Source organism: Pseudocitrobacter sp. RIT415 (assembly GCF_003057695.2).
Taxonomy (GTDB): Bacteria; Pseudomonadota; Gammaproteobacteria; order Enterobacterales; family Enterobacteriaceae; genus Pseudocitrobacter; species Pseudocitrobacter faecalis.
On the sequence record NZ_QBJC02000016.1, the window covers coordinates 67009 to 79390 of the forward strand.

The following is a 12382-nucleotide window of genomic DNA, read 5'->3' on the forward strand; positions in this document are numbered from 1 at the left end:
AAGCCGTATGAAACATACGACTTTTCCTGCTGTTACCTCTAAGAGGTCATAGGAGGAACCTATGACCCGTAACGTCAGGCTTTGAGCTGCACCTGGCCGTCTTTGACACGAACTTCAAAATGGGCGACAGAGTGACTTTCATCTTCCATGCATAATCCATCGCTTAAGCGGAAACGCTGCTTTTTCAGCGGGCTGGCGACCCACAAATCGCCCTGATGTTCTGCAATCAGGCCGCGCGACAGTACGCTGGACTCAAAGAACGGATCGATGTTGCTGATAGCGAAAACCTGGTCGTCAGCATACGGGCGGAAAATCGCCACCTGCTGGTTGCCCAGTAGCGCGCAGACGCCGGTTGCCGGCAAAATTGCATCGATTTTGCAGATATTTACCCACTGGCTCATGCTTTTTCCTCCACCATAGTGACCGGGATGCGTTCGTACGGCGTTGCCGGGCGATGTTGTTCACGTTCAGGCACAACCTGCACGTTCGGGTCACGCTGCTCGCTGTTGATAAAGTGTTGGAAACGAACCTGCGCCGCCGGGTTGTTAACGGTTTCTGTCCACTCGCAGGCGAAGGCCGCACGCAGACGCGCAATTTCTGATTCCAGATGTTCGTTCAGACCCAGTTTGTCGTCGATGATCACGGCGCGCAGGTAGTCGATCCCGCCTTCCAGGTTATCCAGCCACGGCGCGGTACGCGTCAGCTTGTCGGCGGTACGGATGTAGAACATCATAAAGCGGTCAAGATATTTCACCAGCGTGTCGCGATCGAGGTCAGCCGCCAGCAGGTCAGCGTGACGCGGTTTCATCCCGCCGTTACCGCAGACGTACAGGTTCCAGCCTTTCTCGGTGGCGATGATGCCCACATCTTTACCCTGCGCTTCCGCACATTCGCGGGTACAGCCGGAGACGCCAAACTTCATTTTGTGCGGCGTGCGGATGCCTTTGTAGCGGTTTTCCAGTTCAACGCCGAAGCCCACGCTATCGCCCACACCATAGCGGCACCAGGTGCTGCCCACGCAGGTTTTGGCCATACGCAGCGCTTTCGCATACGCGTGGCCAGTTTCGAAGCCCGCTTCAATCAGTTGACGCCAGATTTCCGGCAGGTCGTCTTTCTGTGCACCGAACAGGCCGATACGCTGGGAACCGGTGATTTTGGTGTACAGGTTAAATTCACGCGCGATACGGCCTACAGCCAACAACCCTTCCGGCGTGATTTCACCGCCCGCGGAGCGTGGAATAACGGAGTAGGTACCGTCTTTCTGGATGTTTGCCAGGAAGTTATCGTTGGTATCCTGTAACGGCGTGTGTTCTGGTTTGAGGATGTACTCATTCCAGCAGGAGGCCAGCAGCGAACCGACAGTGGGTTTACACACTTCGCAGCCGTAGCCTTTACCGTATTTTTTCAGCAGTTCGTCGAAGGTTTTGATGCCTTCCACACGGATGAGGTGATACAGCTCCTGGCGGGTGAAGGCGAAATGTTCACACAGATTATTGTTGACTTCGATACCCTGTTTCGACAGCTCCGCGTTCAACACTTGCGTCACCAGCGGGATACAACCGCCGCAGCCGGTACCGGCTTTGGTTTCCGCTTTCAGCGCCGCAACGGTGTGACAGCCACGGTTAATCGCCGCAACAAGGTCGCCTTTGGTGACGTCGAAGCAGGAGCAGATTTGTGCGCTATCCGGCAGTTTATCAACGCCGATAGAGGGTTTCCCGCTGCCCGCGTGCGCAGGAAGAATCAAGGAGTCCGGGTTTTCCGGCAACTCAATCTTGTTCATCTCCAGTTGCAGCAGGTTGCCGTAGTCGCTGGTATCACCCACCAGTACCGCGCCAAGCAGGTATTTGTTGTCTTCGCTGACGATCAGGCGTTTATAGACTTCTTTGCTTTCGTCGAGGTAAACGTAGCTGCGCGCGCCCGGCGTGCGACCGTGCGCATCGCCGATGCCGCCGACGTCAACGCCCAGCAGCTTCAGTTTGGCGCTAAGGTCTGCACCCTGGAACGCATTCTGCGTACCGAGAATATGGTCAACGGCGACCTGCGCCATTTTGTAGCCAGGAGCAACCAGGCCGTAGACACGGTTGTTCCAGCTCGCACATTCGCCAATCGCATAGATATCCGGGTCGGAGGTCTGGCAGGTATCATTAATCACGATACCGCCGCGCTGCGCCACGGCAAGACCGCACTGGGTTGCCAGTTTGTCGCGTGGGCGAATACCGGTAGAGAAGACGATAAAGTCGACTTCTAAATCGCTACCGTCGGCAAAGCGCATGGTTTTACGCGCCTCTTTACCTTCCTGAACGATCTCTTTGGTATTTTTGCTGGTGTGCACGCGCACGCCCATGCTTTCAATCTTACGACGTAACTGCTCGCCGCCCATCTGATCAAGCTGTTCAGCCATCAGCATCGGTGCGAACTCGATGACGTGGGTTTCTACACCTAAACTTTTTAGTGCGCCGGCCGCTTCCAGGCCGAGCAACCCGCCGCCAACCACTGCGCCGCGCTTGCTGCGACGCGCGCAGGATTCAATCGCGTTGAGATCTTCGATGGTACGATAAACAAAGCAGTCCTGCGTTTCAGAGCCCTTGATTGGCGGTACCCACGGATATGAACCCGTCGCCATGATCAATTTGTCATAAAAAACGGTACGACCGGCGCTGGAGTGGATCACCTTTTCCTGACGGTTAATGGTAATGGCGCGTTCGCCAACCAGTACTTTAACGCCATGCTTCTCATAGTAACCTTCGCGCACCAGCGACAGCTCTTCCGCTGTATGATGAGAGAAGTAGGAAGAAAGGTGCACGCGGTCATAGGCTTTACGCGGTTCTTCACAGAAGACGGTGATGTCGTAAAGGCTGGCGTCGGACTTATCGAGAAGATCCTCGATGAAGCGGTGGCCGACCATGCCGTTACCGATAATTGCGAGTCTGACTTTGCTCATTATTGCCTCGATTTCTTTTCTATTACTGCCTACCTTAACGATTCAGCTATGGCGATTATTGATACAAATCAAATACACCTTTGCCTACCACTTAATGGGTATATCACTGATTTGTCAGTATTTTTATAAGTTGCGGAAAAGACACGCTTTTCCTGGTTGCTCTTTTTATGTACAAAACAGGGGTAGGTAAACATTTCGTGCTGATGAAAAAAACAGCGACTACTACGGGGAGAAAGGAATGACAACGGTACCGCTTCGCTTAATCCAGAATGCGCGTTTGCCAGACCAGGAAGGGCGATGGCAAATCACGATAGAAAATGGCCGGTTTGGTGCCATTACTCCTATGGAGGAGGGGCTGGCGGACGATCCGCAGGTTCTCGACGCGGAGGGCGGTTTAGCGCTACCGCCATTTATTGAGCCGCATATTCATCTCGACACCACGCAAACGGCGGGTGAGCCAAACTGGAATCAGTCTGGCACGTTGTTTGAAGGTATTGAACGCTGGGCCGAGCGCAAAGCGCTGCTGAGTCATGATGATGTGAAAGCCCGGGCGTGGAAAACCCTGAAGTGGCAGATGGCGAATGGCATTCAGTATGTGCGCACCCACGTGGATGTCTCCGATCCATCGCTCACGGCATTGAAAGCCATGCTTGAGGTGAAGCAGGAAGTTGCGCCGTGGGTTGACCTGCAAATTGTGGCCTTCCCGCAGGAAGGGATTATGTCTTATCCCAACGGCGAAGCGTTGCTGGAAGAGGCATTAAAGCTCGGCGCGGATGTGGTTGGCGCGATCCCACACTTTGAATTTACTCGCGAGTATGGCGTGGAATCACTGCATATCGCATTTCGTCTGGCGCAAAAATATGACCGCCCGCTGGATATCCATTGTGACGAAATCGACGACGAGCAGTCGCGCTTTGTTGAAACCGTGGCGGCGCTGGCGCTGAAAGAGGGCATTGGCGCGCGGGTGACGGCGAGCCATACCACGGCGATGCATTCCTATAACGGTGCCTATACCTCCCGACTGTTCCGCTTGCTGAAGATGTCAGGTATTAACTTTGTCGCCAACCCGCTGGTGAATATTCATCTGCAAGGCCGCTTTGATGACTATCCCAAACGTCGCGGCATTACCCGCGTAAAAGAGATGCTGGCAGCTGAGATTAATGTCTGCTTCGGGCATGATGATGTTTTTGATCCGTGGTATCCGCTCGGCACCGGGAATATGTTGCAGGTGCTGCATATGGGGCTGCATGTGTGTCAGTTGATGGGGTATCAGCAAATCCATGATGGGCTGAAGCTGATTACGCACCATAGCGCGCGGACGTTTGGCGTGACGGATTACGGCATCGCCGCGGGGAATAGGGCTAACCTGATTATTTTGCCAGCGGAGAATGGCTTTGAGGCGGTGCGTCGTCAGGTGCCGGTTCGCTGGTCGATTCGGGAAGGAAAGGTGATTGCCGAAACGCAGCCAGCACAGACCTGGGTTCGGGGAGAGAGCGTGAGTTTCACGCGAAATGCCGGATGATAAGAAATGCCGGATGGCGCTGGCGCTTATCCGGCCTACAACGCGACACACCTTGTAGGCCCGGTGAGCGCCAGCGCCACCGGGCACAACAATCACCTTAGTGAGACGCCGCGCCGTGCTGGCGGTGGCGGCTAACGAAGCCGAGGATCGCACACATCACGAAGACTACGGCATAAAGCGCGTTAGCGGTAATCAGTGCAGCCTGCGGGCCGCTGTGGGCCACAATCGGGCCGGTCACCACGAAGGTCAGCATGGTGCCGATAGTGCCGCAGGTCAGCACGAAGTTAACCAGCTTCGGCGAGGCCACTTTGGTTTGCAGCGAACCCAGGGTAATGATTGAGGTGTAAATCGCGCTGGAGAAGAAGCCCAGCGTCAGAATAAACCATGCCAGATGCTGCGGTTCGCCGTGGATGAAGAAGTACATCAGCACGGTCGCCAGGCCCGCCAGCACGGTCAGAATACGTTGCAGGTCAAAGAAGCGCAGAATGAAGCTGAATGCCCACATCCCGAACATATAAGACATCCAGAAATCACTGACCAGTTTACCCGCGTCGTTCAGGCTCATGCCCAGGCCTTTGGCATATTCCGGCACCCAGGAGATGAAGCCGAGCTGGCCGAGGATATAACACAGTGCGGCAATCGACAGGAACAATACGCCGATACCCCATTTTTCTTTCACCACTGGCTGTGCATCCGGCGCGGCTTTCTTGCCGAGAACCGGGAAGTCGCAGCCGAAGGTCAGAATAAAGATTGCCACGTAGACCAGACCAATACAGGCATATACCCAGTACCACTCGATACTGCGCGCCAGCAGAACCGCGGCGACCATCGGGAAGATCATTCCGGCCATGCTAAAGAAGGAGTCGGTGAACAGCAGACGCGCGCCACGCTGGCGGCCTTCATACATGTGGGTAATCAGGAACGTCCCGATGGACATGGTGATCCCGCTAACCAGCCCAAGTACGAACATCGCAGCAGAGAACAGCGCCAGGCTGTGCGTGGTCATCAGACCGGCAACCGCCAGCACCATCAGCACAAAGCCGAAGCGAAGCTGCGTTTTCAGCGGCACAATTTCCATCAGCCACGCGTTCAGGAAGATTGAAATCAGGATCCCGGCGTTCAGGAAGGTGAAGGTGTTACTCATGCTGGAAACGGGCAGATTAAAGTAATCGGCGATATTTCCCATCACCATCCCGGTGACAATCACCAACGCACCGGTAAGGGCGTAGGAGAAGAAGCTGATCCATGTGAGCTTGATACGGTTGCTGTTAGTCATGACTGGCCTGTGTGAATAGAAACGTAAAACGCGTTGACACCCCGCCGGGTGCGCAGATTTTATTCATTTAAGTGATGCATTCCTAGTTTTATTGCACTGATGTTATTTATTGCATTAACTAACGTGACCTGTATCACATTAAAAATACGTCGATCTCCGCGCCGCGCTGGTTACATCTGTTTCAACTAAGTAAACTTAAGTAAAAGTCTGGCCTGGGGTGCAAACCCTCTTTAGAATCAAGCCACTTGCCTTTGTTACTGCACCCGTTAAGGAATTCTCATGCTCAAATCAACTCTGGCGGCCATGACGGCTGTTTTTGCACTCTCCGCGATCTCCCCGGCTGCCCTGGCTGCGACTGGCGATCCGCATGTGCTGCTGACGACCTCCGCAGGGAATATTGAGCTGGAGCTGAATATCCAGAAAGCGCCGGTTTCCGTGGAAAACTTCGTGAACTACGTTAACAGCGGTTTCTATAACAACACGACCTTCCACCGTGTGATCCCCGGGTTTATGGTGCAGGGCGGTGGTTTTAACGAGCAGATGCAGCAGAAACAGCCGAACCCGCCCATCAAGAACGAAGCGGACAATGGCCTGCGTAACACCCGCGGAACCATCGCAATGGCGCGTACTGCAGATAAAGATAGCGCAACCAGCCAGTTCTTCATCAACGTGGCGGATAATGCCTTCCTTGATCACGGCCAGCGTGATTTTGGTTACGCGGTATTTGGTAAGGTTGTCAAAGGGATGGATGTCGCCGATAAGATTTCACAGGTGCAGACTCACAATGTCGGGCCGTACCAGAATGTGCCGTCTAAACCGGTTGTTATCCTCTCCGCGAAAGTCCTGCCGTAAATTCTTCTTCGCGCGGGCATATCGTCCGCGCGTTCTTGCCTTCCTGCATAACATTCATTTGCTGCTTATACTTGTGGCAAACGGGAACGATTCAGGGAGGCTGCATGAAAAAACTCACCGACAAGCAAAAAGCTCAGCTCTGGGAAAAAACACGCAACGAGAATTTTCAGGCCAGTCGCCGCCTGGAAGGTGTTGATATCCCGTTAGTCACCCTTAGCGCTGAAGACGCGCTGACACGTATTGAAGAACTGAGGGGGCACTATGAGCGATAAATTCGGTAACGACCGCGACCCCTATCTGTTCCCCGGTTTAAACGTGATGCGTAATAAACTGGGCATTCACGAAGCCACTCGTCTTGAACAGGCCGCGTGGGAACTCACCTCTCTGCGTGCCGCCACCCTCGAACTGGGCCCGCAGGTGCGCGGGCTTCCCTGGCTGTGCGCCATTCATTATCAGCTCTATCAGGATATATTTGACTGGGCGGGGAAGTATCGGGAAATCAATATCTATCACGGCGACACGCCGTTCTGCCATTTCACGCGCATCGAGAAAGAGGGCAATGCGCTGATGCAGGAACTGGAAGATGAGGATTGGTTAGCGGGGCTGGAAAAGGAGGCGTTTATTGAACGCCTGACCTGGTATTACTGCGAAATCAACGTGCTGCATCCGTTTCGCATTGGCAGTGGTCTGGCGCAGCGTATTTTCTTCGAACAATTGGCGATTCACGCGGGCTACGCGCTGGACTGGCGGGATATTGAACCGCTGCGCTGGAATGATGCAAATCAGCAGGGAGCGATGGGCGATTTGAAGCCGCTGCTGGCGTTGTTTACGAAAGTGGTGAGAGTAGCTGCCTGACCCGGTAGAATGCTCCGGTTTGCTGTAACCGGAGCCGCCATGATCCTGCTAATTGATAACTACGATTCCTTTACCTGGAACCTTTACCAGTATTTTTGCGAGCTGGGTGCTGAAGTGTTGGTGAAGCGCAACGATGACATCACCCTCGCGCAAATCGATGTACTCAACCCGGCGAAAATCGTGATCTCTCCCGGCCCCTGCACGCCGGATGAGGCGGGGATTTCACTGGCTGTCATTCGCCATTACGCCGGGAAAACACCGCTGCTGGGCGTGTGCCTGGGGCATCAGGCGATTGCGCAGGCGTTTGGCGCGCGCATTGTGCGGGCGCAAAAGGTCATGCACGGCAAAACCTCGCCCATCACGCATAACGGGCAGGGCGTTTTTCAGGGGCTGAATAACCCTTTGACCGTCACCCGCTACCATTCCCTGCTGATCGAGCCGGCTACGCTACCGGAAAACTTCCAGGTGACCGCGCGCAGTGAAAGCGGCGAGATCATGGGCATTCGCCATCGCCAGTGGGATCTCGAGGGCGTGCAGTTCCACCCGGAAAGTATTCTCAGCGAACAAGGGCATGCGCTGCTGGCAAACTTCCTTAATCGCTAATTTAGTCATTGCTATCAAGTGATTTTTTATGCATATTTTGTGATTATAATTTCATAATCATTGCTGCATAATCACAGAAGGGCATGACATGACAACCAAACAACCTGCAATTACCCGCGCGACATTCGATCAGGTGATCCTGCCAATTTATGCACCGGCGGAGTTTATCCCGGTAAAAGGCAAAGGTAGCCGCGTGTGGGATCAGCAGGGGAAAGAGTACGTCGATTTCGCGGGCGGGATTGCGGTAACGGCGCTGGGGCATTGCCATCCGGCGCTGGTTGAGGCGCTGAAATCGCAGGGCGAAACCTTGTGGCACACCAGTAACGTGTTCACCAACGAACCGGCGCTACGTCTGGGTCAGAAGCTGGTGGACGCTACCTTTGCCGAGCGCGTGGTGTTCATGAACTCCGGTACAGAAGCCAACGAAACCGCGTTTAAACTGGCGCGTTACTACGCCTCCACGCGTCATAGCCCGTACAAAAGCAAAATTATTGCTTTCCACAACGCTTTCCATGGTCGCTCGCTGTTTACGGTTTCCGTCGGCGGTCAGCCAAAATATTCCGATGGCTTTGGCCCGAAACCGGCGGATATCGTCCACGTACCGTTTAACGATTTGCACGCGGTTGAAGCGGTGATTGACGACCATACTTGCGCTATTGTGGTGGAACCTGTTCAGGGTGAAGGTGGCGTGCTGGCCGCTACGCCGGAATTTTTACAGGGGCTGCGGGATCTGTGCGATAAGCATCAGGCGCTGTTAGTGTTTGATGAAGTGCAGAGCGGCATGGGGCGTACTGGTTCGCTGTTCGCGTACATGCACTATGGCGTGACGCCGGATATCCTCACCAGCGCGAAAGCATTGGGCGGCGGTTTCCCGATTAGCGCCATGCTCACCACCGAAGAGATTGCCAGCGCATTCCACGTCGGCTCCCACGGCTCGACCTACGGTGGTAACCCACTGGCGTGCGCCGTGGCAGGGGCGGCATTCGATATTATCAATACGCCTGACGTACTCGATGGCGTTCATACCAAACGCGAACGTTTCGTGAAGCATTTGCAGGATATCGACGCGAAGTATGATGTCTTCAGCGATATTCGCGGAATGGGCCTGCTGATTGGCGCGGAGTTGAAAGAACCGTATAAAGGCCGCGCGCGTGAATTCCTTTATGCGGCCGCTGATGCCGGTGTCATGGTGCTGAACGCCGGGCCGGACGTGATGCGTTTCGCGCCGTCGCTGGTGGTGGAAGAGAAAGATATCGACGAGGGTATGACGCGCTTTGCACAGGCGGTGGCGAAAGTCGTCAGTTGATATGCCGGTTTAGCCAGATACCGTGCCGTGGCCGCTGACGCCATGCCACCGACGAAATGGTGTGCATGGTGTTGAGGTGGCCCAGAACACGCTGGAGATGCTGTTCCATGGTGCTGAGTGGCCCGTGGGACAGCGTATCCGGTGACTCCATGATGTTCACATCCCCGCTACTGCCCGATTCATCATACTCCAGCCGCTGCTGACAGCGTTGCAGGGCGACTTCACACGATTCCAGATAACGCTGCATCAGCTCCGGTGAGAGCGTATCGTGCTCACGCGCCAGCGTGGTCATGGCGTTGATATGTTCAACGATGAACTGGCTGTGCGTCACCCAAAGTTTCATATCTTCCAGATAGTGCGTATTAAAGCCCGGCTCCTGCATTGCCTGATTGAGTGAGTTAAACAGGGCGTTATGCGCCTGATTGACGCGCATACGTTGATACGCCAGTTTTTCGGCAGGAGGGTCGTCACTCAAAATTAACTGTATTGCTTCCTGATCCGCTTCCAGCGCGGAGTGTGCATTTTTGCGCAGCAGGCCGCTTTGCCACTGCGGCCACAGCCACAGCATGCCGCCAAAAGCAATCAGGCAGCCGATGATGGTGTCGGCGAAACGCGCCACGATAAACTGCTCGCCGTTGAGCGTCAGCAATTGCAGGGTGTACACCGCCGTAATGGTGAAACCGACCGTCGCCCAGCCGTAGCTTTTACGAATAATCAGATAGCTTATCAGGGTGATCACCAGCATTGCGGTCAGCGCAAACCCTTCCGGGAAATGGTAGTGCAACGTTACGGCGGCTATCACCAGCCCCGCCAGTGTGCCTGCCGCTCGGTGGAAGATACGCACGCGTGTCGCGCCGTAGCCATTTTGTGTCACCAACAGCACGGTCATTAAAATCCAGTAGGGTTTTGGCAGATGCAGCGCCGCCCCCATCAGACTGGCGATGCTCAACATGACGCTTAGACGTGCGGCATTCCGCAGCGCGGGCGATTTCAGCGACAGATAGCTTTTCAGCGCGGGGAACAGGGGCAGTCGGCGTTCTTTGTCAGCCATCAGGTTTCGCGGATAAAGGGGACGCTGCGCGCGCAACACTTTGGCGATGCGGCTGAAGTGCCAGGCGCAGAACTGCCCGACCGGGTTATCCGGATGCTGACGGGCAATTTTCTCCAGCGCGCCAATTTGTTTATCCATGTTGAAGCGCGTCGGGAAGCGGTGATAGAGAATATCATCGGCCATGACCCGCAGGCGTGCGGCGACGGTCTGCGCGTTCCAGCGAATCACCGCTTCGGCGTGGCTACGCTCAACCAGCTTTTGCACCTCTTCCGGCTGATGCAGGCTCACTGATATGTGCTCCTGCAAATCCAGCCCCATCTGGAAGGCGCGCAGCAGACGCTTGTAATCATTGTGTTGATTGGCTGCCAGCATATGCATTTGCTGGTAACACTGGGAAATCAGATCGACCACTTTCTGCTGACGGTTAAGCAACGGCGGCAGGGCGGTATTGGGATCGGTATGTTGCGTCAGCAAGCTATATTTGGCTTCGCAGTACTCGGCCAGTTGGCGATAGAGCAGACTCAACGACTCGCGCAGCGGTTGTTCACGCCACAACCAGAACCAAAACCAGTTAAACAGCCCGTACCACAACGTGCCGAGCGCGTAGATAAGTAGCGGCTCCCAGATGGGCATATTGCCCGCCAGGCTCAGGGTAAAAATGGCGGCTATCAGTGAGGCCGGAAGTAATCGCCCGTGCAGCGCGCTGATTTCGGCGGTAACGCCCAGCACCATCGCCAGCCCGGTGAGGATAAACGGTAGCGGGATATCATCGGCCAGCAGCAGTTGCACAATCAGGCTGCAACCAGCGAACAGCGACCCACCGATAATCAGGCGTTTGAAGAAGCGTTTATGAGGAGTATCCAGCCCGGCGATGTTGCAGCAGGCAGGCACCAAAGAAAACAGTAAACCGTGTTGAAGTTGGCCGAGGATCAGGCCGACGGCGACCGGCAAACATAACACCAGCGTTTGCCGCAGTGCATAGTTGACTTCCGGGTGGTAAATCAGCCTGCGCCACATAAGAGACAAAAACGGCGTATTGTGCGAACAATACGCCGTCAGACGAGATTAACGCGTGCCGTAAACGACGATCGTTTTACCGTGTGCAGAGATCAGGTTCTGATCTTCCAGCATCTTCAGGATGCGGCCCACTGTTTCGCGGGAGCAGCCGACGATCTGACCGATTTCCTGACGGGTGATTTTGATCTGCATACCGTCCGGGTGGGTCATGGCATCCGGCTGTTTCGCCAGATTCAGCAGCGTCTGCGCGATACGACCGGTTACGTCGAGGAACGCCAGGTTACCGACTTTCTCAGAGGTCACCTGCAGACGGCGCGCCATCTGAGAGGAGAGACGCATCAGGATATCCGGGTTAACCTGGATAAGCTGACGGAATTTTTTGTAGGAGATTTCAGCCACTTCACAGGCGGTTTTCGCCCGAACCCAGGCGCTACGTTCCTGACCTTCTTCAAACAGGCCCAGTTCGCCGATGAAATCGCCCTGGTTGAGGTAGGAAAGGATCATCTCTTTGCCTTCCTCATCCTTGATGAGTACTGCCACGGAGCCTTTAACGATGTAATACAGCGTTTCCGCTTTTTCACCCTGGTGAATCAGCGTGCTCTTCGATGGGTACTTATGAATGTGGCAATGAGACAAGAACCATTCGAGTGTCGGGTCTGTTTGCGGTTTGCCAAGCACCATGCGCGGTTATCCTCTGTTATAAGCTATCGCCAGCGGCATAAATCAGGCCGCCACTGGTTGAAATAATATCCTTCCCTCTACCTGGGAAGTTGGCCGTCAAAGATTGTCGCGACCAGTAAGTGATGTCCTCTGCATACATGCAGTACGTTTATGTATCTCTGTAGCATCCCGACTGTTTTAGCATAGCTTTCGCCGTGTGTCTCCTGGTGTCTCGCTTCAGCATGACCCAGGTCTACTTCCGTTGCGAGATTTGTTATGTGCGCGTAATCTGACAATAA

The 12382-nt window shown here is 54.7% G+C and carries 12 protein-coding genes; 7 read left to right on the forward strand and 5 right to left on the reverse strand.

The features are described from left to right. Positions 1–74 precede the first annotated feature (74 nt). Positions 75–401, reverse strand: a complete 327-nt coding sequence (gene nirD, locus DBY68_RS15895) for a nitrite reductase small subunit NirD (RefSeq protein ID WP_108476612.1) — start codon at positions 399–401, stop codon at positions 75–77. Then, on the reverse strand, positions 398–2941 hold the full coding sequence (nirB, locus tag DBY68_RS15900) for a nitrite reductase large subunit NirB (RefSeq protein ID WP_108476613.1): 2544 nt from the start codon (positions 2939–2941) through the stop codon (positions 398–400). Before nirB ends, nirD begins: the two co-directional genes overlap by 4 nt. 238 nt (positions 2942–3179) lie before the next feature. Between nirB and DBY68_RS15910 the strand changes: the two genes are divergently transcribed. Both DBY68_RS15910 and DBY68_RS23185 read left to right on the forward strand, forming a co-directional pair. After that, on the forward strand, positions 3180–4463 hold the full coding sequence (locus tag DBY68_RS15910) for a cytosine deaminase (RefSeq protein WP_108476614.1): 1284 nt from the start codon (positions 3180–3182) through the stop codon (positions 4461–4463). 6 nt (positions 4464–4469) lie between these two features. After that, positions 4470–4598, forward strand: a complete 129-nt coding sequence (locus DBY68_RS23185) for a hypothetical protein (protein ID WP_255415257.1) — start codon at positions 4470–4472, stop codon at positions 4596–4598. Here the strand turns inward: DBY68_RS23185 and tsgA are convergent. Beyond that, the gene (gene tsgA, locus DBY68_RS15915; RefSeq protein ID WP_108476615.1) at positions 4561–5739 is read right to left on the reverse strand and encodes an MFS transporter TsgA; all 1179 of its coding nucleotides are present in this window, start codon (positions 5737–5739) and stop codon (positions 4561–4563) included. The two genes, DBY68_RS23185 and tsgA, sit on opposite strands and share 38 nt — an antisense overlap. A 279-nt stretch (positions 5740–6018) precedes the next feature. Between tsgA and ppiA the strand changes: the two genes are divergently transcribed. The 5 genes from ppiA (at position 6019) to DBY68_RS15940 (ending at position 9355) form a co-directional block, all read left to right on the forward strand. Next, positions 6019–6591, forward strand: a complete 573-nt coding sequence (gene ppiA, locus DBY68_RS15920; protein WP_108476616.1) for a peptidylprolyl isomerase A — start codon at positions 6019–6021, stop codon at positions 6589–6591. Positions 6592–6695: 104 nt separating this feature from the next. Further along, complete coding sequence (locus tag DBY68_RS15925) at positions 6696–6863, forward strand: YhfG family protein (protein ID WP_108476617.1); 168 nt, start codon at positions 6696–6698, stop codon at positions 6861–6863. Then, on the forward strand, positions 6853–7446 hold the full coding sequence (locus DBY68_RS15930; protein ID WP_108476618.1) for a putative adenosine monophosphate-protein transferase Fic: 594 nt from the start codon (positions 6853–6855) through the stop codon (positions 7444–7446). The genes DBY68_RS15925 and DBY68_RS15930 overlap by 11 nt, the downstream gene beginning before the upstream one ends. A gap of 39 nt (positions 7447–7485) precedes the next feature. Beyond that, positions 7486–8049, forward strand: coding sequence for an aminodeoxychorismate synthase component 2 (pabA, locus tag DBY68_RS15935; RefSeq protein WP_108476619.1), 564 nt, complete (start codon positions 7486–7488; stop codon positions 8047–8049). A gap of 88 nt (positions 8050–8137) precedes the next feature. Beyond that, positions 8138–9355: an aspartate aminotransferase family protein gene (locus DBY68_RS15940; protein WP_108476620.1), complete on the forward strand. Its 1218-nt coding sequence runs from the start codon at positions 8138–8140 to the stop codon at positions 9353–9355. Here the strand turns inward: DBY68_RS15940 and DBY68_RS15945 are convergent. Both DBY68_RS15945 and crp read right to left on the reverse strand, forming a co-directional pair. Continuing rightward, a complete protein-coding gene (locus tag DBY68_RS15945; protein ID WP_108476621.1) occupies positions 9348–11423 on the reverse strand; it encodes a YccS/YhfK family putative transporter in 2076 nt (691 codons plus the stop codon). The two genes, DBY68_RS15940 and DBY68_RS15945, sit on opposite strands and share 8 nt — an antisense overlap. 48 nt (positions 11424–11471) lie before the next feature. Beyond that, on the reverse strand, positions 11472–12104 hold the full coding sequence (gene crp, locus DBY68_RS15950) for a cAMP-activated global transcriptional regulator CRP (RefSeq protein ID WP_000242758.1): 633 nt from the start codon (positions 12102–12104) through the stop codon (positions 11472–11474). Positions 12105–12382 lie beyond the last annotated feature (278 nt).

Coding starts and splice junctions, on each gene's coding strand:
- nirD (WP_108476612.1), bottom strand. CDS start 401: ATGAGCCAGTGGGTAAATATCTGCAAAATCGATGCAATTTTGCCGGCA.
- DBY68_RS15945 (WP_108476621.1), bottom strand. CDS start 11,423: ATGTGGCGCAGGCTGATTTACCACCCGGAAGTCAACTATGCACTGCGG.
- DBY68_RS15910 (WP_108476614.1), top strand. CDS start 3,180: ATGACAACGGTACCGCTTCGCTTAATCCAGAATGCGCGTTTGCCAGAC.
- tsgA (WP_108476615.1), bottom strand. CDS start 5,739: ATGACTAACAGCAACCGTATCAAGCTCACATGGATCAGCTTCTTCTCC.
- DBY68_RS23185 (WP_255415257.1), top strand. CDS start 4,470: ATGCCGGATGGCGCTGGCGCTTATCCGGCCTACAACGCGACACACCTT.
- DBY68_RS15930 (WP_108476618.1), top strand. CDS start 6,853: ATGAGCGATAAATTCGGTAACGACCGCGACCCCTATCTGTTCCCCGGT.
- pabA (WP_108476619.1), top strand. CDS start 7,486: ATGATCCTGCTAATTGATAACTACGATTCCTTTACCTGGAACCTTTAC.
- ppiA (WP_108476616.1), top strand. CDS start 6,019: ATGCTCAAATCAACTCTGGCGGCCATGACGGCTGTTTTTGCACTCTCC.
- DBY68_RS15925 (WP_108476617.1), top strand. CDS start 6,696: ATGAAAAAACTCACCGACAAGCAAAAAGCTCAGCTCTGGGAAAAAACA.
- crp (WP_000242758.1), bottom strand. CDS start 12,104: ATGGTGCTTGGCAAACCGCAAACAGACCCGACACTCGAATGGTTCTTG.
- nirB (WP_108476613.1), bottom strand. CDS start 2,941: ATGAGCAAAGTCAGACTCGCAATTATCGGTAACGGCATGGTCGGCCAC.
- DBY68_RS15940 (WP_108476620.1), top strand. CDS start 8,138: ATGACAACCAAACAACCTGCAATTACCCGCGCGACATTCGATCAGGTG.